General features: G+C 65.0%; 24 protein-coding genes. 11 read left to right on the top strand and 13 right to left on the bottom strand.

The features are described from left to right. Position 1 precedes the first annotated feature (1 nt). Positions 2 to 1,849 (top strand): branched-chain amino acid ABC transporter ATP-binding protein/permease, encoded by a 1,848-nt coding sequence (locus DCM79_RS04030; protein ID WP_257178746.1) that lies wholly within the window; start codon positions 2 to 4, stop codon positions 1,847 to 1,849. Beyond that, positions 1,846 to 2,544, top strand: a complete 699-nt coding sequence (locus DCM79_RS04035) for an ABC transporter ATP-binding protein (protein WP_257178747.1) — start codon at positions 1,846 to 1,848, stop codon at positions 2,542 to 2,544. Before DCM79_RS04030 ends, DCM79_RS04035 begins: the two co-directional genes overlap by 4 nt. 29 nt (positions 2,545 to 2,573) lie before the next feature. Here DCM79_RS04035 and DCM79_RS04040 read toward each other — a convergent pair whose 3' ends face one another. After that, on the bottom strand, positions 2,574 to 2,999 hold the full coding sequence (locus tag DCM79_RS04040; protein ID WP_257178748.1) for an HIT family protein: 426 nt from the start codon (positions 2,997 to 2,999) through the stop codon (positions 2,574 to 2,576). Positions 3,000 to 3,089: 90 nt separating this feature from the next. Between DCM79_RS04040 and prmC the strand changes: the two genes are divergently transcribed. Both prmC and DCM79_RS04050 read left to right on the top strand, forming a co-directional pair. After that, positions 3,090 to 3,986, top strand: coding sequence for a peptide chain release factor N(5)-glutamine methyltransferase (prmC, locus tag DCM79_RS04045; protein ID WP_257178749.1), 897 nt, complete (start codon positions 3,090 to 3,092; stop codon positions 3,984 to 3,986). 462 nt (positions 3,987 to 4,448) lie between these two features. Further along, the gene (locus DCM79_RS04050) at positions 4,449 to 5,231 is read left to right on the top strand and encodes a DUF4167 domain-containing protein (RefSeq protein ID WP_028139059.1); all 783 of its coding nucleotides are present in this window, start codon (positions 4,449 to 4,451) and stop codon (positions 5,229 to 5,231) included. 55 nt (positions 5,232 to 5,286) lie between these two features. On the opposite strand, the gene DCM79_RS04055 is transcribed toward DCM79_RS04050, so the two are convergent. Next, a complete protein-coding gene (locus DCM79_RS04055; RefSeq protein WP_257178750.1) occupies positions 5,287 to 6,030 on the bottom strand; it encodes a class I SAM-dependent methyltransferase in 744 nt (247 codons plus the stop codon). 108 nt (positions 6,031 to 6,138) lie between these two features. Between DCM79_RS04055 and gloB the strand changes: the two genes are divergently transcribed. Both gloB and DCM79_RS04065 read left to right on the top strand, forming a co-directional pair. Then, a complete protein-coding gene (gene gloB / locus DCM79_RS04060) occupies positions 6,139 to 6,906 on the top strand; it encodes a hydroxyacylglutathione hydrolase (RefSeq protein WP_257178751.1) in 768 nt (255 codons plus the stop codon). A 22-nt stretch (positions 6,907 to 6,928) separates the two neighbouring features. Beyond that, positions 6,929 to 7,351: a cupin domain-containing protein gene (locus tag DCM79_RS04065; protein WP_257178752.1), complete on the top strand. Its 423-nt coding sequence runs from the start codon at positions 6,929 to 6,931 to the stop codon at positions 7,349 to 7,351. A 77-nt stretch (positions 7,352 to 7,428) separates the two neighbouring features. Here the strand turns inward: DCM79_RS04065 and DCM79_RS04070 are convergent, their stop codons facing one another. From DCM79_RS04070 to DCM79_RS04080, 3 genes are all read right to left on the bottom strand, one after another. Continuing rightward, on the bottom strand, positions 7,429 to 8,298 hold the full coding sequence (locus tag DCM79_RS04070; protein WP_257178753.1) for a DMT family transporter: 870 nt from the start codon (positions 8,296 to 8,298) through the stop codon (positions 7,429 to 7,431). 141 nt (positions 8,299 to 8,439) lie between these two features. Continuing rightward, positions 8,440 to 9,165, bottom strand: a complete 726-nt coding sequence (phbB, locus tag DCM79_RS04075) for an acetoacetyl-CoA reductase (protein ID WP_028139064.1) — start codon at positions 9,163 to 9,165, stop codon at positions 8,440 to 8,442. A gap of 264 nt (positions 9,166 to 9,429) precedes the next feature. After that, complete coding sequence (locus DCM79_RS04080) at positions 9,430 to 10,608, bottom strand: acetyl-CoA C-acetyltransferase (protein WP_257178755.1); 1,179 nt, start codon at positions 10,606 to 10,608, stop codon at positions 9,430 to 9,432. A 318-nt stretch (positions 10,609 to 10,926) separates the two neighbouring features. Between DCM79_RS04080 and phaR the strand changes: the two genes are divergently transcribed. Together phaR and DCM79_RS04090 are read left to right on the top strand one after the other, a co-directional pair. Further along, complete coding sequence (phaR, locus tag DCM79_RS04085) at positions 10,927 to 11,517, top strand: polyhydroxyalkanoate synthesis repressor PhaR (RefSeq protein WP_028139066.1); 591 nt, start codon at positions 10,927 to 10,929, stop codon at positions 11,515 to 11,517. Positions 11,518 to 11,558: 41 nt separating this feature from the next. Next, a complete protein-coding gene (locus tag DCM79_RS04090; protein ID WP_257178756.1) occupies positions 11,559 to 12,176 on the top strand; it encodes a trans-aconitate 2-methyltransferase in 618 nt (205 codons plus the stop codon). A gap of 106 nt (positions 12,177 to 12,282) precedes the next feature. Here DCM79_RS04090 and DCM79_RS04095 read toward each other — a convergent pair whose 3' ends face one another. Continuing rightward, on the bottom strand, positions 12,283 to 13,170 hold the full coding sequence (locus DCM79_RS04095) for a branched-chain amino acid aminotransferase (protein ID WP_257178757.1): 888 nt from the start codon (positions 13,168 to 13,170) through the stop codon (positions 12,283 to 12,285). 134 nt (positions 13,171 to 13,304) lie between these two features. Between DCM79_RS04095 and DCM79_RS04100 the strand changes: the two genes are divergently transcribed. After that, positions 13,305 to 14,240, top strand: a complete 936-nt coding sequence (locus DCM79_RS04100) for an alpha/beta hydrolase (RefSeq protein WP_257178758.1) — start codon at positions 13,305 to 13,307, stop codon at positions 14,238 to 14,240. Between the two features lies 1 nt (position 14,241). Here DCM79_RS04100 and DCM79_RS04105 read toward each other — a convergent pair whose 3' ends face one another. Further along, entirely contained in the window at positions 14,242 to 14,487 is a 246-nt protein-coding gene (locus DCM79_RS04105; protein WP_257178759.1) for a hypothetical protein, read from the bottom strand. Between the two features lie 204 nt (positions 14,488 to 14,691). Here DCM79_RS04105 and DCM79_RS04110 point away from each other — a divergent pair, with 204 nt between their 5' ends. Continuing rightward, complete coding sequence (locus DCM79_RS04110) at positions 14,692 to 15,564, top strand: hypothetical protein (protein ID WP_257180688.1); 873 nt, start codon at positions 14,692 to 14,694, stop codon at positions 15,562 to 15,564. Between the two features lie 81 nt (positions 15,565 to 15,645). Here the strand turns inward: DCM79_RS04110 and DCM79_RS04115 are convergent, their stop codons facing one another. Further along, positions 15,646 to 16,809: a PLP-dependent cysteine synthase family protein gene (locus tag DCM79_RS04115; protein ID WP_257178760.1), complete on the bottom strand. Its 1,164-nt coding sequence runs from the start codon at positions 16,807 to 16,809 to the stop codon at positions 15,646 to 15,648. Positions 16,810 to 16,874: 65 nt separating this feature from the next. Beyond that, the gene (locus DCM79_RS04120) at positions 16,875 to 17,339 is read right to left on the bottom strand and encodes an Lrp/AsnC family transcriptional regulator (protein ID WP_257178761.1); all 465 of its coding nucleotides are present in this window, start codon (positions 17,337 to 17,339) and stop codon (positions 16,875 to 16,877) included. A gap of 158 nt (positions 17,340 to 17,497) precedes the next feature. On the opposite strand from DCM79_RS04120, the gene DCM79_RS04125 reads away from it, so the two are divergent. Next, positions 17,498 to 18,514 carry a 1-aminocyclopropane-1-carboxylate deaminase gene (locus DCM79_RS04125; RefSeq protein WP_257178762.1) on the top strand — a complete coding sequence of 339 codons (1,017 nt, stop codon included), beginning with the start codon at positions 17,498 to 17,500 and terminating at the stop codon, positions 18,512 to 18,514. 204 nt (positions 18,515 to 18,718) lie between these two features. On the opposite strand, the gene recQ is transcribed toward DCM79_RS04125, so the two are convergent. The 4 genes from recQ to DCM79_RS04145 all read right to left on the bottom strand — a co-directional run bounded on the left by recQ (position 18,719) and on the right by DCM79_RS04145 (position 24,036). Beyond that, positions 18,719 to 20,584 carry a DNA helicase RecQ gene (gene recQ / locus DCM79_RS04130; RefSeq protein ID WP_257178763.1) on the bottom strand — a complete coding sequence of 622 codons (1,866 nt, stop codon included), beginning with the start codon at positions 20,582 to 20,584 and terminating at the stop codon, positions 18,719 to 18,721. A gap of 286 nt (positions 20,585 to 20,870) precedes the next feature. Continuing rightward, entirely contained in the window at positions 20,871 to 21,617 is a 747-nt protein-coding gene (locus DCM79_RS04135) for a polysaccharide deacetylase family protein (RefSeq protein WP_257182517.1), read from the bottom strand. A 106-nt stretch (positions 21,618 to 21,723) separates the two neighbouring features. Next, the gene (locus tag DCM79_RS04140) at positions 21,724 to 22,722 is read right to left on the bottom strand and encodes a homoserine O-succinyltransferase (protein WP_257178765.1); all 999 of its coding nucleotides are present in this window, start codon (positions 22,720 to 22,722) and stop codon (positions 21,724 to 21,726) included. 12 nt (positions 22,723 to 22,734) lie between these two features. Then, on the bottom strand, positions 22,735 to 24,036 hold the full coding sequence (locus DCM79_RS04145; protein WP_257178766.1) for an O-acetylhomoserine aminocarboxypropyltransferase/cysteine synthase family protein: 1,302 nt from the start codon (positions 24,034 to 24,036) through the stop codon (positions 22,735 to 22,737). Positions 24,037 to 24,391 lie beyond the last annotated feature (355 nt).

Genomic DNA, 24,391 nt, shown 5'->3' on the forward strand with positions numbered 1-24,391 from the left:
AATGCTCAAGCAACGCCCTTTCCTGATCGAGACCCTGACCGCGATCGGATTGATCGCAGCGCCCTTCGTGCTGCCTCATCTCGGCTTCGCGCCCAACACCGTGAATCGGATCCTGGTCTGGGGCCTGTTTGGCCTCGGCTTCGACATCCTGTTCGGGTTCACCGGCCTGTTGTCGTTCGGCCAGTCCGCGTTCTATGGCACCGGCGGCTTCGTCGCGGCCTATCTCCTGACCCGCGCGGGTTTCGGCAACGTGCTGGGTGCACTGATCATCGGCATGGTCGCGGCCGCCGCGACCGGCTACCTGGTCGGCCTGATCGCGCTGCGCCGCACCGGCATCTATTTCGCCATGATCACGGTGGCGATCGCGCAGGTCTTCTTCTTCGTCGAGTTCAATCCGCTCTCGGATTTCACCGGCGGCGAAAACGGCCTGCCCGGCGTGCCGACGCCGAGCTTCAATCTCGGCTTCACCACCATTCACTTCACCAATGGCTGGTCGCTCTATCAATTCATCGCGCTGTGCTACCTCGTCGGCGTCATCATCGCGCTCAGGATCGTCCGCTCGCCAGTCGGCGCCATTTTCAGCGCGATCCGGGACAATCCGCTGCGCGCCACGGCAGTCGGCCACAACATCCACGGCTACAAGCTGACCGCCTTCGTGATCGCTGCCGCCTATGCGGGGTTCGCCGGCGGCCTGCTCGGCGTGCTCCAGGCCTTCATGCCGCCCGACGCCTTCACCTTCGAGACCTCCGGCCAGTTGGTGATGCAGACTGCCATTGGCGGCAGAGGCACGCTGTTCGGGCCGCTGGTCGGCGCAACAGTCTGGCTGTTCCTTCAGGACTTCCTTCAATCCGCGCTCGGCTTAGGCGCCGCCTGGAAGCTGGTGCTCGGTGTCGTGTTCGTGCTGCTGGTCTGCTTCCTGCGCGGCGGCATCATCGGTGGGATTGCCGATCTCTACCGCCTCGCATCCGGCAGGCGCAAGCGAGCGGAAGCCGAGGGTGAAGCAGTCGCGGCAGAGGCCGAGGCGAGACAGCAACCTCCGCCATCGCCGATGCTGGCCAAGGAGGTCGAGCACCCCGCCTATTCCGGACCGATCCTCAAAGCTACCGGCCTCACCAAGCGCTATGGCGGCCTCGTCGCCAACAGCGACATCGATTTCAGCGTCAACCAGGGCGAGCTGCGCGGCATCATCGGCCCCAACGGCGCCGGCAAGTCGACCTTCTTCAAGATGCTGACCTGCGAGATCGCGCCGACTTCGGGCCAGATCGTGTTCGAAGGCCGCGACATCACCGGGCTGAAGGTCACCGAGGTATGCCAACTCGGGCTCACCAAGAGCTATCAGGTCAACCAGCTCTTCACCGGGCTCACCGTCCGCCAGAACCTGACGATCGCCGCGCTCGCCGATCTGCGCGGAAAATTCCGCCTCGATCTGTTCCGCAAGCTCTCGAGCGTCAAAGGCCTGGACGAGCAGGTGGAGCACACGCTGGCGCTGGTCAATCTGACCCGCCGCGCCGACACGCCCGTGTCCGAGCTCGCCTATGGCGAGAAGCGCAGGCTGGAGATCGGGCTTGCGCTCGCGACCTCGCCGCGCCTGCTGCTGCTCGACGAACCGCTCGCCGGCATGAGCCCGCGCGAGCGGGTCGAAACCGTCAAGCTGCTCAAGTCGATCGCTCGCGGCCGCACCATGATCATCATCGACCACGACATGGATTCCCTGTTCGAGCTGGTGGAGCGCGTCACCGTGCTCCAGGAAGGCCGCGTGCTGGTCTCCGGGAGCCCTGAGGAAATCAAGACCAACGCCGCGGTGCAGGAAGCCTATCTCGGCGGCGTTCACGGAGAGATCGCCGCATGAGCCTGATCGAGGTCAACGGCCTGAACAGCTATTACGGGGATTCCCATATCCTGTTCGACGTCGCCATGCGGGTCGAGCGTCACGAGGTGGTGGCGCTGCTCGGCCGCAACGGCGCCGGCAAGAGCACCACGCTGAAAAGCCTGATGGGCGTCGTGACGCCGCGCCGCGGCAGCGTCAAGTTCGACGGCATCGACATTGCCGGACGCAGGAGCCACAAAATCGCGCGGGCGGGCATGCAGCTCGTGCACGAAGAGCGCCGCATCTTCGGCAGCCTGTCGGTGGAGGAGAACATCGCCCTGGCGGGGATCACGGCGCCGAAGCGATGGCCGCTGGGGCGCATTTACGAGATGTTTCCCCGGCTGAAGGAACGTCGCAACAACCGCGGCACCGAGCTGTCCGGCGGTGAGCAGCAGATGCTGGCGATCGCGCGGGCGCTGGTGCGCGATCCCAAGATCGTATTGCTGGACGAGCCGTTCGAGGGCCTGGCGCCCGTCATCGTCCACGATCTCGTCAAGGCCTGCCGCGAGCTGGCGGCCGCCGGCCAGACCATAGTGCTGGTGGAGCAGAACTTGGCGGCGACGCTGGCGCTGGCGAACCGGATCTACATCATCAACAACGGCCACATCGTGCACGAGGGGCCGGCGCTGGAGCTGAAGGCCCAGCCGGAACTGCTGCAGCGCTATCTCGGCGTTTAGGACTGCCGCACGCTTTGCCGGATCACGTCCTAGCCGGCAAGCGCCGCAATCATCCGTCTGGCATGATCGGCGAGCACGGCCATGTCCTCTTTCCGCGTCTGCGCCGGCAACAGCTCGACACCGGACCGGACCGGCATGACGTGGATGTGCAGGTGAAGGACCACCTGCCCGCTGGCGGGTTCGCTGAACTGCTGCAGGATGATGCCCTCAGCGTCGAAGGCCTTCATCGCCGCAATCGAGATCCGCTTGGCAGTTCTCGCGACCGCGGCGAGGTCGTCATCGGCGATGTCGAGGATGCCGCGCGCCGGCGCGCGGGGAATGACCAGCGTATGCCCCGGCGAGCGCGGCATAATGTCGAGGAACGCGAAGCTGCGATCGTCCCTGAAAACCTCGAAGCAGGGAATCTCGCCGCGCAGGATTTTCGCGAAGACATTCTGATCGTCATAGGCCGTCATGGGTCTCCTCCACGCTTGCGAGGCGCGATCAAACGCGCTCCTTTCAATTGACGCAAGCAAGCCCGCCGATCTATCCACGATGCGGGCAGGATGGTTCCATTGGCGACAGGCTTCGATCCCGTACACAGCATAGAGAGTGCGCGTCGCGCCCTCACCGCGCGGCTGCGATCGGCCGGCATCGAGGAGCCTGCCCTCGATGCGCGCCTGCTGGTCGGGGCGGCTCTGCAGCTTGATCTGACCGGCTTGGTGACGCAGGCAGCGCGATGGCTGACGTCCGAGGAGACCCTGCGACTGGAGCAATATGCGTTGCGCCGGCTGGCGCATGAGCCGGTTGCCCGCATTGTCGGCAGGCGGGAGTTCTGGGGTATGCCGTTCCGGCTGTCCGAGGCAACGCTGGTGCCCCGTCCGGACACCGAGACTGTCGTCGAGCTGGCGCTCGAGATTTTTCGGGAGCTTACAGTATCGGGACGACCGCCGCGCATCGCCGACATCGGCACCGGATCGGGCGCGATCCTGCTCGCGTTGTTGCACGAGATTCCCGATGCGTTCGGCATCGGCACCGATATCAGCCTGACCGCGCTCGGCACGGCGCGCGACAATGCCGTCGCTCTCGGCCTCGGCGGCCGCGCCGCTTTCGTCGCCTGCTCCTACGCGGCAGCGCTCCGCGGCCCGTTCGACCTCATCGTGTCGAACCCGCCCTATATCCCCTCGGCCGAAATTCCGACCTTGAGCGTCGAGGTGCGCGAGCACGATCCTCATCTGGCGCTCGACGGCGGCAACGACGGATACGACGCCTACCGTGCCTTGATCCCGCAGGCGAGCGAGCGCCTCGCTCCCGGCGGGGTGCTGATCGTCGAGGCCGGCCGGGGCCAGGCGGGAAATATTGAAACCTTGATGGCGGCAGCGGGGTTAACGATGGACAGGCCACCCAAGGCCGACCTGGCGGGCATTCCGCGGGCCGTTTCGGCCCGAAAAATGCCCCCATAAAAGCCGGATTGGCTTGCAAAAAGCTCTTGGAATATCCCTTGGGAACGACTACGTTCCGATCAACACATCGGTGCCGGCCCCGTAGACTTGCGGGTGAAAGCCGGGCTCTCGGGCGAGAGCTTTACTGATTATAGGTTCCAAGCCGCAGGTCCTGTGAAGCGCGATAGCCAGTGGAGCTGCGCTGCTCTCCGACCGCAACGTGAACGAAAGCCTGATATTGCGCTTGAAGACTTACGCAACACCGCTGGGCTTGTTTCGGCAGGCAAAATGAATGGATTCGCTGGCGATCAATGCTGGCGGGTGGGGAACGCGTCCTTGTTGAACGCGACGGTCGACGAACATCGGCAGGGTTGGATCCGCTCTTGCGCGCGGTGCGCGCGTGCGACGTGAACCGCTGTCACCAGGTCACTCCTAGCAATCAGTAATGCGTGCAACCTTTAGGGCTGGAATTAAAGGCAGGACATGAGAAACGGTCAGAACAAGCAGCGGATGCGCAACCGCAACAACAATAACAACAACAATCGGCGCAGCCAGAACCCGATGACCCGGGTCTACGAGTCCAACGGACCCGACATCAAGATCCGCGGCACGGCCTCGCACATCGCCGAAAAGTACCTGCAGCTTGCGCGCGACGCCCGCTCCTCCGGAGACCCCGTTGCGGCGGAGAACTACTACCAGCATGCCGAGCATTATTTCCGTCTGATCGCGGCGGCGCAGGAGCAATTCCGCCAGAACCAGCAGCCGCGCGGTGACGAGCCCATCAGCAGCCCCAGCGGCGACGATGAAGACGACGGCGAGAATTTCTCGAATTTCGGCCAGGAGCCGGGCTTCGTCCCGCAGCCGCCGCAGCAGCCTTTCGCACGCGACCGCGACGGTCAGCGCGAACATCACCAGCGTGATCATCAGCCACGCGACAACCAGCAGCAGCCCTATCAGCGCGACCACCAGCCGCGCGAGCACCGCGAGCGCGATCATCGCCCGCAGCCGCAATATCAGCCGCAGCCGCTGCCGGCGAACCAGCCGCAGCCCGTCATCGCCGATGCCGGCGGTGTCGATCGCCTGCCGTCCTTCATCACTGGCCCGCAGCCGCAGGTGAATGTCGGCGCAAATGGTGGCCAGCCCGGCTTCGAGGGTGGCGGCGGTGGCGAACGGTTTCCGCGCCGTCGGCGCCGGCCCCATGGCCCGCGCCCCGAGCGCGAGGCAGCGCCAGCCGCCTCGAGCGACGATCTCGCGCCCGGCGAGTAAGCTCTTTCTGCTGTTCTGATCCGAACTCGTCCCGGCCTCGCGCCGGGACGATTTTTCAGCTACGCGTCACCGTCGAGGACGGCACCAGCACCGGCTTGGCGAGCGAGGGAATCAGCCGCGCCCGCTCGCGCTTGGCGGGGATCGCGCGGTAGACCTGCTTGGTGGCCTCGACGATGTGCACGCCGGCAAAGGGCAGCGACAGCGCCGCACCGGCGCGCTCCCACATCTGTGCCGATCTCAGCACCCAGCCGCCGGCATAGGGCGGCATGAACAGCGCCTCGCCCCACGCGGTCGGCGTGAACCAGGTCTGGCGCAACAGATCGGTGATCTGCGAGCGCGAATAGGGCCGGCCGTGGCCGAACGGCGTGCTGTCCGTGCGGGTCCACACCCCGCGCCGGTTCGGGATCACGGCGATCACGCGGCCTGAGGGCGACAGCACGCGCCACACCTCGCGCAGCAGCGCGGCCGGATCGTCCGACATCTCCAGCGCGTGAACCAGCAGGATGCGGTCGACGGCGGCGTCGGCAAGCGGCAGCGAGAATTCGTCGACCAGCGAGGCCAGCGCTGGCCGTCCCGTCGGCCATTTCAGCACGCCCTGGGCCGCGGGCATGAAGGCGATGCAGCGCTCGGCGTCCTCGCGGAACAACCCCAGATAGGGCGTGGGATAGCCGAGGCCGAGCACGCGCTGGCCCTCCGCGCCCGGCCAGCGCTCCCTGATGCCGCGATTGATCATTTGTCGCGCCACGATCCCGAGGCGGCGGGAATAGAACTCGCGGAGGTCGACGACGTCGATGGTCATGACCGCAATGTAACATGCGCAGGGCTGCGCCTGCGCGCGGAATATTGCATTGCCTGCGCAACGTTAACGCCATATTTGTCTGGCGGGGCTGAGCCCGATGGAGATGACATGGCCGCCGAAATTCGTATTTTCACCTGTTTAAACGACAATTTCGGTTATCTGATCCACGATGTGGAGACCAAGGCGACGGCGTCGATCGACGCGCCGGAGGCCGGCCCCATCCTGAAGGCATTGGACCGCGAGGGCTGGCAGCTCACCGACATCCTGATCACCCATCATCACGGCGATCATGTCGGCGGCGTCGCTGAGCTCAAGGCCAAGTACAATTGCCGCGTCGTCGCGCCGCACGACAAGGGGACTGAGATCGCGAACGTCGACCTGCGTGTGGCCAATGCCGACGTGGTCAAGATCGGCAATCTGCTGGCGCGCGTCCTGGAGACGCCCGGCCACACGCTCGACCACGTCTCCTACGTGTTCGACACCGAGAAGACGGTCTTCGCCGCCGACACGCTGTTCTCGATCGGTTGCGGCCGCGTGTTCGAGGGCACCTATCCGATGATGTGGGATTCGCTTCTCAAGCTGCGCGCCCTGCCCGACGACTTCAAGCTCTATTGCGGCCACGAATACACGGCCTCCAACGTCAAGTTCGCATTGACCGTCGAGCCCGACAATGCGGCGCTGCAGGCGCGCGCGGCGGAAGTGGCGAAGCTGCGGGCCGAGAACAAGCCGACCATTCCGACGCTGCTGGGCGAGGAGAAACGCGCCAACGTCTTCCTGCGCGCCGACGAGCCACAGGTCGCCGCCAGGCTGCACATGAAGGGCGCGGATGCCGCCGCAGTGTTCGGCGAGCTGCGCGAGCGCAAGAATAAATCCTGAAAAGCAAGTCTGACGGGGTTCGATGCCGACCGCAGCCGAGATCATCGCGCGCCTTGAACTGCGACCGCATCCCGAGGGCGGCCATTATCGCGAGACGTTTCGCGACAAGGCCACCGACGCCAACGGCCGCTCGCGCTCGACCCTGATCTATTTCCTGCTCGCCCGCGGCGAGCGCTCGCACTGGCATCGCGTCGATGCGGTCGAGACCTGGCATTATTATGCCGGCAGCCCCTTGATGCTGCGCGTTGCCTATGACGGCTGCTCCCAGCACGAGGTGCGGCTCGGCACCGACCTCGCCGGCGGCGAGCGGCCGCAGGCGATCGTGCCGGCGCATGCCTGGCAGATGGCGGAAACATCAGGCGAATGGACCCTGGTCGGCTGCACTGTCGCGCCCGCATTCGAGTTCGCAGGCTTCGAGCTCGCTCCAAAGGGCTGGGAGCCGTAGTCCCGAAATCCACTTCGGCACCAATGACGCGGATCGATGGATTCCGGGTTCGCGCTTCGCGCGCCCCGGAATGACAATCATCGCTTCCTCAGCACCATGTCCTTGGCCGCGATCAGGCCACCGCCGGCAATCAGGATCGCGGCAATCGCGATGTTGGCGCTGGCCTTGGCGAAGCCGGCGGCGATGAGGAAGCCGGTCGAGAGCAGCGGGGTCGCGTAGGAGGCGGCGCCGAGCACGCGGATGTCGCCGCGTTTCATGCCGATGTCCCAGGCGTAGAAGGCGGCGCCGACGGGACCGATGCCGAGCGCGATCACGGAGAGCCATTGCAAGCCCGTCTCCGGCCACACCGTGGTCTCAAGCAGGCCATGCATCAGCGCGGCCAGCAAGGCTGTGGCCAGGCAGAAGCCGGCGACCGCATCGGTCGGCACCGCCTTCAAACGGCGCGACAGCACCGAATAGGCCGCCCAGACGAATGCCGCGATAAAGGCCGCGATGAGTCCCGGCACCGCTCCCGGCGCAAACCCGCTCGTGTTGCCGGCGAACAGCAGCACGGTGCCGACGAGGCCGAGCACGGCGCCGACGATGTGATGCAAAGCGAGCCGCTCACCCGGCAGGAACGACGAGAACAGCACGATCAGAAGCGGCCACATGTAGTTCAGGAGGCCGGCCTCGGCCGGCGGCGCGAAGCGGAGCGCGAGGAAATACAGCGCGTGATAGCCGAACAGGCCGCCGACGCCGACGACCCAGACGACCAGCGGCTGACGCAGGCTCTTCGCGGCGTCGCCACGGCCGATCCAGGTGAGCAGGCCGACCAGGCCGCCGATCGCAAAGGTCATTGCGGCGAGCTGGAACGCCGGAATCTTTCCGGTCGCCACGGTCATCACCGAGAGCAGCGACCACATCAGGATCGCGGTCAATCCGATCAGCGTGGCAGTGCGGGGAGTCATCGGCCCAATGTTTCCGTCATGGCCGGGCTTGTCCCGGCTATCCACGTTCTTCGTGGCGACGGCTGTTGTAAGGCCGTGGATGCCCGGGACAAGCCCGGGCATGACGATGCGAGAAATATCAGCCGGCGTGATGCGATCGCATCACACCATGTACTGGCCGCCGTTGACCGTCAGCGTCGATCCCGTGATGAAACCGGACTCGTCGGCGGCGAGGAACACGACCGCGCGCGCGATCTCCTCGGGCTCGCCGAGCCTGTTGGTCGGGATCTGCGGGATCACGTTCTTCTCCAGAACGTCCTTCGGCACCGCCTGCACCATTTCGGTGTTGATGTAGCCGGGGCAGATCGCATTCACGGTGATGCCGCCCTTGGCGTTCTCCAGCGCCAAGGCCTTGGTGAAGCCGATGTCGCCGGCCTTGGCCGCGGAATAATTGACCTGGCCGAACTGCCCCTTCTGTCCGTTGATCGACGAGATCGAGATGATGCGGCCGAACTTGCGCGCGCGCATGCCCTCGATGACCTGGCGCGTCATGTTGAACAGCGAGCCGAGATTGGTGTTGATGACGGCGTTCCACTGCTCGAGCGTCATCTTGTGGAAGGCGGTGTCGCGGGTGATGCCGGCATTGTTGACGAGCACCTCGACCGGGCCGAGATCGGCCTCGACCTTCTTCACGCCTTCGGCGCAGGCCTCGAAGCTGCTGACGTCCCATTTGTAGACGGCAATGCCGGTCTCGGCCTTGAACTTCTCCGCCGCCGCGTCGTTGCCGGCATAGCTCGCCGCGACCTTGTAGCCGGCCGCCTTCAGCGCCTTGCTGATCGCAGCACCGATGCCCCGCGTACCCCCCGTGACCAATGCAACACGTGCCATGTCGTATTCCTTCCCTTGGACTCTTCCTTGGACTCTCGGACGTTTCTGACGTGATCGTTTTTTAACGTTGGATTATGCGGTTGGTTTGACGGACATCAAGAACAAAACGCCCGGCGTCGAGCCGGGCGTTTGTATTTAGTCGAGGCCTGCGCGATTGCGAAGAATATTTGATTTGCAGCCGCTGCCTTTTTAGTCGCGTGCAACGCACTCACTGAGGTGTGCAGCGCACCCGCAAACTGCGCGCAAGCTGCACGTCAGCCATCGTCAGTCGCGCGCGATGCACATCGCGATACCCATGCCGCCGCCGATGCACAGCGTGGCGAGGCCCTTCTTCGAATCGCGCTTCTGCATTTCGTGCAGCAGCGTCACCAGCACGCGCGCACCGGACGCACCGACCGGATGGCCGATCGCGATCGCGCCGCCATTGACGTTGACCTTGGAGGTGTCCCAGCCGAGGTCCTTGTTGACGGCACAGGCCTGGGCCGCGAAGGCTTCGTTGGCCTCGATCAGATCGAGATCGCCGACATTCCAGCCCGCCTTCTTCAGCGCGGCGCGTGAAGCCGGGATCGGGCCCGAGCCCATGATCTTGGGATCGACGCCGGCCTGCGCCCAGGAGACGATTCGCGCCAGCGGCTTCTTGCCTTCCTTGGCCGCCTGCTTGGCGGTCATCAGCACCACGGCGGCAGCGCCGTCATTGATGCCGGATGCAGAGCCCGCGGTGACCGTGCCATCCTTCTCGAAGGCGGGACGGAGCTTGGCCATCGCGTCGAGCGTTGCGCCGTGACGCGGATATTCGTCGGCGCTGACGACGACGTCGCCCTTGCGGGTCTTGATGGTGACGGGAACGATCTCGTCGTTGAACTTGCCGGCCTTCTGCGCCGCCTCGGCCTTCTGCTGCGAGGCCACCGCGAACTCGTCCTGCTGGACGCGGGTGATCTGCCATTGCCGCGCGACGTTCTCGGCGGTGTTGCCCATGTGGTAGCCGTTGAAGGCATCCCACAGACCGTCCTTGATCATCGTGTCGACGAACTCGACGGGGCCCATCTTGACGCCGCCGCGCAGATACTGGGCGTGCGGGGCCATGCTCATGGATTCCTGGCCGCCGGCAACCACGATCTCGGAATCGCCGTTGAGCAGCGCCTGGTAGCCGAGCGCAACCGTGCGCAGGCCCGAGCCGCAAAGCTGGTTGACGCCCCAGGCCGGGCTCTCCACCGGGATGCCAGCGCCGATCGAGGCCTGACGGGCCGGGTTCTGGCCCTGGGCTGCGGTCAGGATCTGCCCCATGATGACCTCCGAGACCCGGCCGGGCTCGATGCCACCGCGCTCCAATGCCGCCTTGATGGCGATGGCGCCGAGATCGTGGGCGGGAAGGGTCGCGAACGCTCCGTTGAAGCTACCGACCGGGGTGCGGGCGGCGCTGACGATGACGACATCGTCTGACATGGGCATCTCCTGAGGCTTGTGGTTCTTTGAATGGGGGCAGGCGGGGCTCTACGAAACCGCTCGCCAGTGTCGTGAGCCATCCTGTTAACGTCGTTGAGGCATGTCAATCGGCCGGCGACCGAATTCATGCCGCAGCGCATTCAAAATAGCGTTCTTGGCGCTTTCGCAAGCAAGATTTTGCTCTGCGATTAACCGTGCCGCACAAAACGGTAGCGTGACCCCTTTGAAAATGCTTATTTTGTTGCGTTGCGTACTCTTCCCGCCCTGCGGCATGGCCCGCCGGGTTCCCGTTCTCCGCGTCCTTGCAAGTGAGAGCCCATGGCGAAATCAGACCAACCCACCACCATCAAGAAATACGCGAACCGCCGGCTCTATAACACCGGGACCAGCACCTACGTGACGCTGGAAGACCTCGCCGCGATGGTCAAGGAAGGCGAGGATTTCCTGGTCTATGACGCCAAGACCGGCGACGACATCACCCGCTCGGTGCTCGCCCAGATCATCTTCGAGCAGGAGAACAAGGCCGGCCAGAACCTGCTCCCGACCACCTTCCTGCGCCAGCTGATCCGCTTCTACGGCGACAGCATGCAGATGGTGGTGCCGAAATATCTGGAGCAGTCGATCGCGACCCTGACCCAGGAGCAAGAGAAGTTCCGCAAGCAGATCGCCAACACGCTGTCCGGCACTCCTTTTGCTCCCTTGGAAGAACAAGTTCGTCGCAACATGGAGCTGTTCCAGCAGACCTTCTCGATGTTCAAGCCCTTCGTCCCGCCGCGCCCGGCGACCGCCGCCGAGGCGGAGTCCGAAGCGAATGCCGAAGCGCCGAAGGACAGCAACATCGACGATTTGCGCCAGCAGATGAAGGAAATGCAGGAGCGCCTGGAGCGGATGTCGAAGAAGGAGGAGTAGCTTCCTTCGTCCCGGCACCCGATTGAGCCGGAGAATACAGAATGTCCGACCGAAGCTCCCATTGGGACAGCGTCTACGCCACCAAGGGCGAGGACGAGGTCAGCTGGTTTCAGGATAGCCCATCGACCTCGCTCGCGATGATCCGAGCGAGCAATCCCGATCGCGGATCGGCCATCATCGATATCGGCGGCGGCGCTTCGCGTCTGGTCGATGCGCTGTTGGCTGACGGATATCGCGACGTCGCTGTGCTGGATCTTTCCGCACATGCGCTTGACACGGCGAAGAAGCGCATCGGCGCTGCCGCTTCGATGGTCGACTGGATCGTTGCCGATGCCACCAGTTGGCAGCCGGCAAAGACCTACGAGGTCTGGCACGACCGCGCCGCGTTCCACTTCCTGACCGACCCGCGCGACAGGGCGGCTTACGTCGAGCGATTGCGGTCGGCGGTTGCGCCGGGCGGCCACGTCATCATCGCGACCTTTGCGCCCGATGGTCCGGAGAAATGCAGCGGCCTGCCGGTGCAGCGCCATGACAGCGCCAGCCTCAAAGCCGAGCTCGGGCCGGAGTTCGAGCTGATCGAGACCCGCAGCGAGATGCACCAGACGCCGTGGGATTCGACGCAGGCGTTTCAGTTCAGCCGGTTTCGGAAGCGCAGATAGCTCCCGTCATGGCCGGGCTTGTCCCGGCCATCCACGCACCACGGCGTCCTCAGAAGAACGTGGATGCCCGGGACAAGCCCGGGCATGTCGAGGGGAAATTGCGGGTTCAAGCCGCCAGCTTTACCGCATGCGCAAAGTCCCAATAGAGCTTTCGCGCCCTGGCGTAGAGCGGACCCGGCTTCAGCTCGCGCTCGTCGATGCGCATCACCGGAGCGACCTTGGCGAAATTGCCGGTGGAGAAGATTTCGTCGGCCGCGAGGAAATCGGCATAGCGCAACGTCTTCTCGACCACATTGACGCCGTCGCCGCGAAGCAGCCCGATAACGCGCTGGCGCGTGATGCCGTTGAGGAACGTGCCGTTGGGAGCCGGCGTATAGACCACGCCGTCCTTGGCCATGAACACGTTGGAATTGCCGAACTCGGCGACGTTGCCGAGCATGTCCAGCATCAGCGCGTTCTGAAAGCCGCGCGAGGCGGCTTCCGCCAGCGCACGCGAATTGTTCGGATAGAGGCAGGCCGCCTTCGCCTCGACCGGCGCGCATTCGGCGGTCGGGCGGCGGAACGGCGACAGGGTGACGGCGTTGCCGACCGGCTTTGGCATCGGCGCCTCGTAGATGCACAGGCACCAATTGGTGGTCTCCGGGTCGAACAGCACGCCGCCGCCCGAACCGTTCTGCGCCCAATACATTGGACGGACGTAGAGCTCGGCATTGGCCGCAAAGCGCGCAATGCCCTCGCGCGCAAGCCCGAGCCAGGTGTCGGTATCGACCACCGGCTTCAGGCCGAAACTGATCGCAGATTGATTGGCGCGCGCGAGGTGACGGTCGAGATCGGGCGCGACGCCCTCGAACGCGCGCGCACCATCGAATACCACCGAGCCGAGCCAGGCCGCGTGCGTGCGAGGGCCCATGATCGGCACGTTGCCGTCATGCCATTTGCCCTCGAAGAAGGTCCAGCTCGGCGAATATTCGATCGGCTTCTTGATCTCGGCCATGACGGCCTCCCCTTGGAAATATAAGGGCACTATTGTCCCAATTCCTAAACGATTTGCTGTCGGGCCAGCACTCTCTCCTGGCGGGTAAAACGCGCCAAACAGGCTATAATGCGGGCAATGATACGGAGATTGCCATGCCGCTCGATCCGCTCGCAAAGCGCTTGTTGACCATGATGGCCGCGGCCGCGCCGCAGGCGAAAAGCCGGCCGAGCGTGGAGGCGCGGCGGCAATCGCTGGCCAAGCTGATGCAGTTCGCGCGCGCGGATGCGCCCGATGTGACGACGCGCGACGGCGTGCTGCCCGGCCGCGACGGCGATCTGCTTTATCGCCTCTACACGCCTGCAAATGCCGACGAGGTTGCACCGGGCTTCGTGTTCTTTCACGGCGGCGGCCTCGTCGCCGGCGGCATTGCCACGCATGACCGCATCGCGGCGGCGCTGGCGCATGCCACCGGCTGCCGTCTTATTTCCGTCAATTACCGGCTCGCGCCGGAGCATAGGTTTCCTGCCGCCGTCGACGATGCCATTGCCGCCACCGAATGGGTCGCGCGCGAGGCCGCATCGCTCGGCATCGACGCGGACCGCCTGGTGGTCGGCGGCGATTCCGCCGGTGCAACGCTCGCCGCGATCGTGTGCCAGGAGGCGGCACAGACCGCGGGCCTTGCCATCGCCGCACAATGCCTGATCTGCCCGGTGCTGGATTTCGAGGAAACCTCGCCGTCACGCGAGGCCTTTGCCGAGGGCCATCTGATCGACCGCGTCACGATCGAGGCCGATCTTTCCGACTATCTGCCTGAGGGCGTCGACACGGCCGATCCCCGCGTGTCTCCGCTGCGCGCCACACGGCTCACAGGCCTGCCGACCGCGATCATCCACACCGCCGAGTACGACCCGATGCGCGATGAGGGCAATGCCTATGCCCGCAAGCTGCTCGCCGCAGGCGTCGCCGTCGAGCATGTCTGCCACGACGGCATGGTTCACAATTTCCACGCCATGGGCGCGATCCTGCCGCAGGCACAGCTCGTGCTGTCGCAGATCGGCGAGCAGGTGCGGCGAGCGGTAGAGAGGTAGATCACACCCGCGCGCCGAGCACGGCCCTGGCCGCCATGACATAGTCAGGCCAATGCGCGTCCGCATAACGCTCCGCCTGGCGGCCGCAGGTGACGTCGGGCGCATGCGCTGCGGCGATCATGCGCGCAAAGCGTTCTTCGGCAACCGTCGTGTCATCGCGCGCCGGCGCGGGTACCGCGGCCACGGCGGCCGGAGCGACGGCGAGCCCTGCCATTCCGGCGAGCAGGATGCGGCGTGACGTGGTCATGGCTGTCGTCCTCCATTGTTCCGGCCTGCTCCGGCCGGCGAGCGGGTCGGTGCAGTCACGCCAAGGTAGCCGCGCCCGTCGATGCAGTCCATGGCTCGCGGATGGCGCTTGACCGCGACAGCGATCACGTTCCATCTAGCGCGCGATTTCGCCCGCGCGTCGGATTGTCTCGTGTCTCCTCACCGCCCATCGTATCGTCCGAGTTTGCGCGCTGCCGCGATGGGACTGGCCTGCCTGACGATTTCGGTCAGCGCCGCCTACTCCGCCGAAGATGAAGAGGATGCAGCAGCGCAACCTGCCGTCCCGAACCTCTATCTCGATCTGCGCACGAGCTATGCGTCGGTTCCGGCAGGGACGCTCGGACTCGGTTTCGGCACCAGCTCGCTATCGGCCGCGCTGCAAGCCCTGGCGGTGCGCAGAGGCGCAACGTTGCCGAACGGTCTGCCGGCCGCGAAATCGATTGCCGTCGACCTGCCGCTCACCGTCGACGTCGACGACCGCGTCTCGCTTTATGGCGGCGTGTCAGGCTCGACGACCGACATTGGCGACGGCTGGTCGAGGTTCGACATCACGAGCTGGAACATCGGCGTGCAGGCCGACCTCTACCGGCAGGATGGCGGCGCAATTCCGACCATCACGCTGCAATCGACCTTGACGCAATCTGTGCCGAACGATCACGGCATGACGAATTCGCTGAACAACATCCTGGAATTCGACTACGCGCTCGACGAGGACGAGACGCGGGGCTGGCTGACCGGCGTGCAGCATACCTACACCACCATCGCCAGCCCATTCGCCAGCATCCGGCCGAACACGATCCTCTATGCCGGCGGCTATTACCAATGGCCGAGCAACTGGAAATTCACCGGACGCCTTGGCATGCAGTCGTTCGGCGGCGCGCAGCTGGCGGGCCGGGCGCTTGCGGAATCCTTCATGCAGCCGATCCTGCGGCTCGACCTTGATCGCATGGACGACAACGACAATCGCCTGTTCGGCATCACCGCACAGATCGCCTGGACCCCGAAGCCGTCTTACCAGCTGACCCTGCGAACGCCGCTCTACGCGATCCGCAACTGACGGCGCCGATCGCATCCGCAAACGCGTGACGAGCGCGCAGATCGCCTGCAAGCAAGGCAGCGGATTGATCGAAGGACGCAGCTATTGCGGCGGCACCGAAGCGTCGGACGCGCCCTTGGGATTTGCGACGTCATCGACGGCGAGCTTCAGCGGCTCACCGGTCGCAAGGAACGACGACAGCGCCGCCTCGAACGGAGCCGGATCGAGCCCGCGCGCCTTCAGCCATTCGGGCTCGTAATAGGTTTGCCGGTAGCGCTCGCCGGAATCGCAGATCAACGTCACCAGCGACCCCACGATGTTGGCCTGGCGCATCTCTGAGGCCAGCCGGCACAGCGCCAGGAAATTGGTGCCGGTGGAGCCGCCCACCGGACGGCGCAGCCGGCGCGACAACACGTTCATCGCCGCGATCGTGGCCGCGTCCGGAATCTTCATCATGCGGTCGACCACTTCGGGCACGAAGGAGGGCTCGCAACGCGGCCGGCCGACGCCCTCGATCAGCGACGGACGATCGCAGACATGAGAGCGGTCCTGCGAGCGGAAGCAGTCGAAGAAAGCGGAATGCTCGACATCGGCAACGCACAGACGTGTCGGATATTGCCGATAGCGCAAATAGCGCCCGATCGTGGCCGAGGTGCCACCGGTGCCCGCGCCCATCACGATCCAGTCGGGCAGCGGGCGCCGCTCGCCCTGCAATTGCGTAAAGATCGACTCGGCGATGTTGTTGTTGCCGCGCCAGTCGGTGGCACGCTCGGCGAAGGTGAACTGGTCCATGTAGTGACCGTTCAGGCGCGAGGCGAGCGCGACGGCTTCCGCATAGAGCGCACGGCCATCGTCGATCAGGTGGCAATGGCCGCCATAGTGCTCGATCGCGGCGATCTTCTCCGCCGAGGTCGTGCGCGGCATCACGGCGTAGAAGGGGACCCCAATCATCTCTGCGAAATAGGCCTCCGACACCGCAGTCGATCCCGACGAGGCCTCGACCACAGGTGTGCCTTCACGGATGTGACCGTTGCAGAGCGCGTAGAGAAATAGCGATCGCGCCAGGCGATGCTTCAGGCTGCCGGTCGGATGGGTGGACTCGTCCTTCAGATAGATATCGATGCCCGATAGCGCCGGCACGATCAGCCGGATCAGATGCGTATCGGCGGTGCGGCACTGGTCGGCCTCGATCGCGGCGACGGCCTCGTCGACCCAGCCGCGCCGATAGGCAGGCCCGGCCGCGTTGCGGAAGGGAAGTGGGTCCATCGGCATGACCAGGCGATTCCTCGAAAACTGACGTCCATCTAGCACGAGGCGCTTCGCGTACGCGCTCAAAATTCCAGCGGCGCGTTGTCCACGACCTCCTTCATCACGAAGAAGGTGCGGGTCTGGCGCACGCCGGGCAGTGCGATCAGTTGCTCGCCGTGGATGCGGTTGAAATCCTCCATGTCGCCGACGCGGATCTTCAGGAAATAGTCGAAGTCGCCGGCGACGAGGTGGCAATCGAGCACGAATTTCAACCTGGCGATCGCCTGCTCGAAGCTGGCGAAGCTCTCCGGCGTGGAGCGGTCGAGCACGACGCCGACCATCACCAGCGTGCCCTTCGCCACTTTCTTGGGAGCGACCATGGCGCGGACGGCCGCGATGAACCCGTCCTCGAACAGGCGCTGGGTCCGGCGGTGGCAGGTGGCGGGGCTGATCGCGACCGTCTCGGCCAGCTCGGCGTTACTGAGCCGCCCATTATTTTGCAATAATCTCAAGATCTTAAGGTCAATACGGTCCAGACGGGCTGACATGAAAGAAGCTTTCACTCACTGACAGAGTTATGGAAGAATTATTTGCCTATTGGGCCGATAGTGTAAGCAAAAGCGCAGTATGCGCGCAACATTCGGGAGCACATTTCGCTCGTGCGATGCTAGGCAGCTGCCGCCATCAACGCCAATCGGGATGACCCATGAAGCTCGACAAATTTCCGCGCTATCCCCTGACCTTCGGCCCGACGCCCATCGAGAAGCTGGAGCGGCTGTCCAAGCACCTCGGCGGCAATGTCGAGATCTATGCCAAGCGCGAGGACTGCAATTCCGGCCTCGCCTATGGCGGCAACAAGCTGCGCAAGCTCGAATACATCATCCCTGATGCGATCGCCTCCAACGCCGACACCCTGGTCTCGATCGGCGGCGTGCAGTCGAACCACACCCGCATGATCGCGGCGGTCGCGGCCAAGATCGGCATGAAGTGCCGCCTGGTGCAGGAAGCCTGGGTGCCGCACGAGGACGCCGTCTATGACCGCGTCGGCAACATCATGCTCTCGCGCATCATGGGCGCCGACGTGCGCCTGGTCGACGAGGGCTTCGACATCGGCATCCGCAAGAGCTGGGAGCAGGCGATCGAGGAAGTGAAGGCCGCGGGCGGCAAGCCTTACGCCATTCCCGCCGGCGCCTCCGTGCACAAATACGGCGGGCTCGGCTATGTCGGCTTCGCCGAGGAAGTGCGCAAGCAGGAAGCCGCGCTCGGCTTCAAGTTCGACTATATCATCGTCTGCACGGTGACCGGCTCGACCCATGCCGGCATGCTGGTCGGCTTCGCCGCCGATGGCCGCGCTCGCAAGGTGATCGGGATCGACGCCTCGTTCACGCCGGCGCAGACCAAAGCGCAGGTGCTCGAGATCGCGCAGAACACCGCCGGGCTCGTCGAGCTGGGCAAGCAGCTCGTTGCCGACGACGTCGTCCTGATCGAAGACTACGCCTATCCCGCCTATGGCGTGCCCTCGGAAGAGACCAAGGAGGCGATCCGCCTCAGCGCGCGTCTCGAAGGCATGATCACCGACCCCGTCTACGAGGGCAAGTCGATGCAGGGCCTGATTGACCTCGCGAAGAAGGGCTATTTCGAGAAGGGCGCGAAGATCCTCTACGCCCATCTCGGCGGCGCCCCCGCGCTGAACGGCTACGCCTACGCGTTCAGGAATGGGTGAGTGAGGGCGTAGCTCTCGCCTTCTACACAGCTGTCGTCCCGGACAAGCGCGCCCTGAGCGCGCGCCGATCCGGGACCCATACGCCGCAGCAGTCGTTTTGCGACGGCTCGTGGTGGCCGGCCTGCCGTCACCACACCGGCCTGTGGTTATGGATCCCGGATCTGCGCTTCGCTTGTCCGGGATGACGGCGGGGGTTTTGGATTGCTACCGCGTCCTGACGATCTGCAGCAGCTCGTCACCGTAATGCTCGAGCTTCTTGTCGCCGATGCCGGGGATATTGCGGAGCTCGTCGCGAGTCGTCGGCCAGGCCCGGACGATGCCGTCGATGGTGGCATCGTGCAGCACCACATAGGCCGGCACGCCGCGCTCGCGCGCGACCTCCGAACGCCACGAGCGCAGCCGCGCGCGCAGCTCGGGATCGACATCGCACTGCGCGGCGTCGGCGGCGGGCGCAAGGTCGCCGCGGCGGGACTTGCCGCGGCTCGCGCGAATGCGCGTGCCGGGCGCCTCCTCGCGCAGCCACACTTCCGTCTCGCCGCGCAGCACGCCGCGCGCGGTCTCGGTCAGCTTCAGCGCGCCGAACGCCTCGCTGTCGCTGAGCAAATGGCCCATCGCCACCAGCTGCCGCAGCACGGTGCGCCACTGCTTTTCGTTGAGCTCGCGCCCGATGCCGAACACCGACAATTTGTCGTGGCCGAATTGCGTCACCTTCTCGGTCAGGCGCCCGACCAGCACGTCGATCAGGTGCATCGCGCCAAAACGCTGGCCGGTGCGATAGACGCAGGACAGCAGCTTCTGCGCCAGCACCTTGCCGTCGCGCATCTTCGGCGGCGTCAGGCAATTGTCGCAATTGCCGCAATGCTCGCTCATCACGATCTCGCCGAAATAGGCGAGCAGCCGCCGGCGCCGGCAGTGCGGCGTTTCGGCGAGGCCGACCAGCGCATCGAGCTTGCCGATCGAGACACGCTTGAATTCGTCGGAGGCGCTGGACTCGTCGATCATGCGGCGCTGCTGCACGATGTCCGAGAGCCCATAGGTCATCCAGGCCGCCGACGGCTTGCCGTCGCGGCCGGCGCGGCCCGTCTCCTGGTAATAGGCCTCGATGCTCTTGGGCAGGTCGAGATGGGCGACGAAGCGCACGTCGGGCTTGTCGATGCCCATGCCGAACGCCACGGTCGCAACGATGACGATGCCGTCCTCATTGAGAAAGCGGTCCTGGTTGCGCGAGCGCAACGCCCCGTCGAGCCCGGCATGGTAGGGCAGCGCCGCGATGCCTGCGTCCTGAAGCGCGGCGGCGACCTCCTCGACGCGGTTGCGCGACAGGCAATAGACCACGCCGGCATCGCCCGCATGCCGCTCCCGGATGAACTCCTTCAGCTGCGACACCGCGTTGCGCTTGTCGACGATCTCGTAGCGGATGTTGGGCCGGTCGAAGCTCGATACGAATTGCGGCGCATCCGCGAGCTGAAGCCGCGCGACGATCTCCTTGCGCGTCAGCTCGTCCGCGGTCGCGGTCAGCGCGATGCGCGGCACGTCGGGAAAGCGCTCGGCGATGATGGAGAGGCCGACATATTCGGGGCGGAAGTCATGGCCCCATTGCGAGACGCAATGCGCCTCGTCGATCGCGAACAGTGCCACCTTCGCTTGCGCCAGCAGCGACAGGCAGCGCGGCGTGACCAGGCGTTCCGGGGCGACATAGAGCAGATCGAGATCGCCCGCGAGCAGGCGGCGCTCGATATCGGAGGCCTCCTGCGGTGTCAGCGACGAGTTCAGCGCGGCCGCGTTGACGCCGGCCTCGATCAGTCCGGCGACCTGATCGCGCATCAACGCGATCAACGGCGACACCACGATGCCGCAGCCTTCGCGCAGCAGCGAGGGAAGTTGATAGCACAGCGACTTGCCGCCGCCGGTCGGCATCAGCACCAGGCAATTGCCGCCTTCAGTGACATGCCGGATGATCTCGCCCTGGGCGCCGCGAAAACCCGGCAGGCCGAACACCGAATGCAGCACCGACAGCGCGTCGCGGCCGTTGGCAGGCGCAGGCAGCGGGACGGTGGAGGGAACGGACATGAGCGTTCAGGAAAACAGGCCGTGTGATTCGTCACAACGCCAGTCGCATGCTGGCGCGGACGTGGCAAGAGCGTTTGCGCCTCTACGAGCCTACGGCACGGCTGTATAAGGTGTGAGGCTGGAGCGCAGCCAGTACCCACAGCGTCATGGCCGGGCTCGTCCCGGCCATCCACGCCTTTCCACGCCGCATTGAGAACGTGGATGGCCGGGACAAGCCCGGGCATGACGACCTCAGCTGATTGTTCAAAATTGAATTGCCCTGCTGCAAACGGGAAGAGGTGACGGGCTACGCCCCGATTCGCCGCAACGCCTCTGCGACCGTCACGATCGGCATGTTGCGCCTTCCGGCGGCTTCCAGCGCGTGACGCAGCAGGTCCGGCGTGCAGCCATAGGGGCTCGGCGCGCTCGCAACGTCGTGACCATAGAAGATGAGCCACCCGCCGCGCGCGACCGCTTCGTCGAAATAGCGATCGATGCCCGCTCGATCGGTCTCGCAATCGACCAAGGGCGAGGCGCGCAGGAACTGCAGGTCGATGACGCCGCTGTTGACGCCGGGAAGGATGCCACGAGCCGAACGGAAGGCCCTGGCGAGCTGCGGCTTGCGCCAGACCGAGGCAAGTCCGTAGGGATAGGCGAAATTCTCCAGCGTGATCGAGGAATCGATCGCGCGAAAATACGCGCGGTTCCGCTCGATCTCGCGTGCCATGGCGACCTCGTCGAGATCGGCCGAGCTCTTGTGCGAGAAGGTATGGCAGGCAATCTCGTGACCGGCGCGATGAAGCCGGACGATCGCGTCGTCCGACATGCCGTGCCAGTGGTCCGACGGCTGACCGATCAGGCTGCCGGCGAGATAGAACGTGCCCCGGCCGCCGTGCTTCTCGAGAAGCGCGGCGCCCTCGCCTGCGGCGCTGTCGGGAGCATCGTCGAAGGTGAAGCTCACGATCGGCGTATGGGACGCAGGCAGCCGGTGCGGCGCGGCACGGAAATGCCGGGCCAGCCGATTGCTCACGCGTCCCTGGAGTGCCGACCACACGACTGCGTTTCCCGTGATGTGCTTATTTCCGCACTGAAACATTCGCGCGCCGGTTGAGGCAAGCCTAACGCTCGGGTAATCCTAACGCGGACCCAATATCCATTGGCTAGGCCGCGGGGACCGGCCCACTGGCTTCCACGCTGAGATACCGCAACCAATTGCGAAAAAGCACCGCCGCCGCGCTGCCGGCACCGATATCGGCGCGCAGATGCAGCCCTGGCAGCTCGTTGGTGAGCGCCGGATGGCGCTGGTGCGCCGCCTTCTTCTGGAAGCGGGCGAGCTTCTCCTCCGTCGCTGCGTCAAAATAGCTCATGGGCAGGCGCGGATAGATCTCGCGCTCCCGCGCCAGATAGCGGCCGATGTCGCGCAGATATTCGCGCTGGAGCGATAGCGCATCGTATTCCGGATGCCCCTGGAAGAACACGAAGCGGCTGGCATATTGGCGAACAAAAACGTCGACGCCGGCCTCAGCCGAGCGCGTCAGCACCTGATAGCCGGCCTGCACCAGGTCGCTCTCCACGATCTCGTTCAGGCGCGAATGCGAGACCTTCAGCGGCGCCGGCGCGGTACGCGTCAACGGATCGCGCCTCACCAATTCGCAGTCGAAGATGCCGTGGCATTTGGCCGGCAGCCGCCGCCGCGCGATGCCGTCGAGGTGCAGCACCGCCGCGTGCGCGGCAAGGCACGACCAGATCGTCGAGCGCGTGTTGGCCTTGGCCCAGTCGATCAGCTCGGTGAGGTCGCGCCAGTACGGCTCCTGGTCGAGCTCGGGCGCGACGGGCTCCGCGCCGGTCACGATCAAGCCGTCGAATTTCTGGCGCTTGAGGTCCGAAAGGTCGGAATACTCGCTCTCGACGTGCCACCTCGCTTCCGGCGACCGCTTCACGCTCGGAAGCGAGAAGCAGTGGAAGCGGATGCGGTGCGGGCCGGCGGCGGCCTGGAGCAGCTTCATGAACTGCCGCTCGGTCGCCTTCAGCGCCGGATCCGGCATGTTGTTGACGAGACCGATCGTGAGCTCGGCGCCGCGATCGTGCGCGAGATCGGACTCGGTCGGCACCAATGCCGGGCCCGAGATGACTTGATCCCTGTCGATCAGGATCGTCATGGGCGCGTCCGCCTACTCCGCGGCCTCGAGGCGCGCCGACCGGCAGGCCTTGTCCAGCGCCTGGTCGATGTCCTCGATGATATCAGAGACGTGCTCGATGCCGATCGAGAGCCGGATGGTCTCCGGCAGCACCCCGGCAAGGCGCTGCTGCTCCGCCGACATCTGGCGGTGCGTGGTCGAGGCCGGATGGCAGGCCAGCGACTTGGCATCGCCGATATTGACGAGGCGCGTGATTAGCTTCAGCGCATCATAGAAGGTCTTGCCGGCCTCCATGCCGCCCTTGATGCCGAAGGTGAACAGCGAGGAGGCGTTGCCATCGAGATATTTCTGCACCAGCGGATAATAGGGGCTGTCGGCAAAGCCGCTGTAATTGACCCAGGCGACGCGCGAATCCTTGTGGAGGAATTCGGCGACCTTGCGGGCGTTCTCGACATGACGCTCCATGCGCAGCGCCACGGTCTCGATGCCCTGCAGCAGCAGGAAGGCGTTGAAAGGCGACAGCACGGAGCCCATGGTGCGCTGATAGACGCTGCGCGCCCGCTCGATGTAAGCGGTGCGGCCGAAACGCTCGGCATAGACCAGGCCGTGATAGGAGGCATCGGGCTTGTTGTAGGCCGGGAAACGTTCGGCATGCTTGGCCCAGGGGAAGTTGCCGGAATCGACGATGGCGCCGCCGAGCGTGGTGCCGTGACCGCCCAGGAACTTGGTCAGCGAGTGCACAGCGATGTCCGCGCCGTAGTCGAACGGCTTGAGCAGGATGGGCGTGGCGACGGTGTTGTCGACGATCAGCGGCACGCCATGCGCATGCGCGACCTTGGCCAGCGCCTCGATGTCGCAGACATTGCCGGCGGGATTGCCGATGGTCTCGGCGAACACCGCACGGGTGTTCTCGTCGATCAGCTTCTCGATCGCCTCCGGCCTGTCGCTCTCGGCGAAGCGGCCGGTGATGCCCTGCCGCGGCAGAATGTGCGAGAGCAAAGTATGCGTGGTGCCGTAAAGCTGCGGCACGGAAACGATGTTGCCGCCGTGGTCGGCGACGTTGACGAAGGCGAAATGCAGCGCCGCCTGGCCGGTCGCGACCGCGAGCGCGCCGACGCCGCCTTCGAGCTGAGCGATGCGCTTCTCCAGCACCGCGCTGGTCGGATTGGCGATGCGGCTGTAGCGAAAGCCCTCGGTCTCGAGGTTGAAGAGCGCCGCGCCGTGGTCGGCGCTGTCGAAAGCGTAGGCCGCGGTCTGGTAGATCGGCACGGCGACCGCATGCGTGGTCGCTTCGGGCTCATAACCGGCGTGAATAGCGATCGTCTCGTTTCGCATTATGCCACCTCCGCGTGGAGCGGTCCGCACTTATTAGCCTGTATGAGGCATGTGCGTTGTCCGCCGTTCCTCTGTTAGAGGCGGGTGGTAAAGCGGACAATAATTCGCTTAGAGATCGAGGAAGTAACCCTAACCGTTATTGGCGAACTGGCCGGAATCCGGGTTAATTTGCATTAATCAAACGACGACGGTTTGCATCGTTTCCTCTCGCGCAAGGCAAGGCCAGCGCACATGAACCGCGCGCGTTTTTTGGGCACGATAATCTCCACATCGTCATGGCCGGGCTTGTCCCGGCCATGACGACCTCTCGTGCAGGTGCAAATGCGACCATTCCTCTCCCCGTGACGGCGAGGAT

The organism is Bradyrhizobium sp. WBOS07, assembly GCF_024585165.1.
GTDB classification, from domain to species: Bacteria; Pseudomonadota; Alphaproteobacteria; order Rhizobiales; family Xanthobacteraceae; genus Bradyrhizobium; species Bradyrhizobium japonicum_B.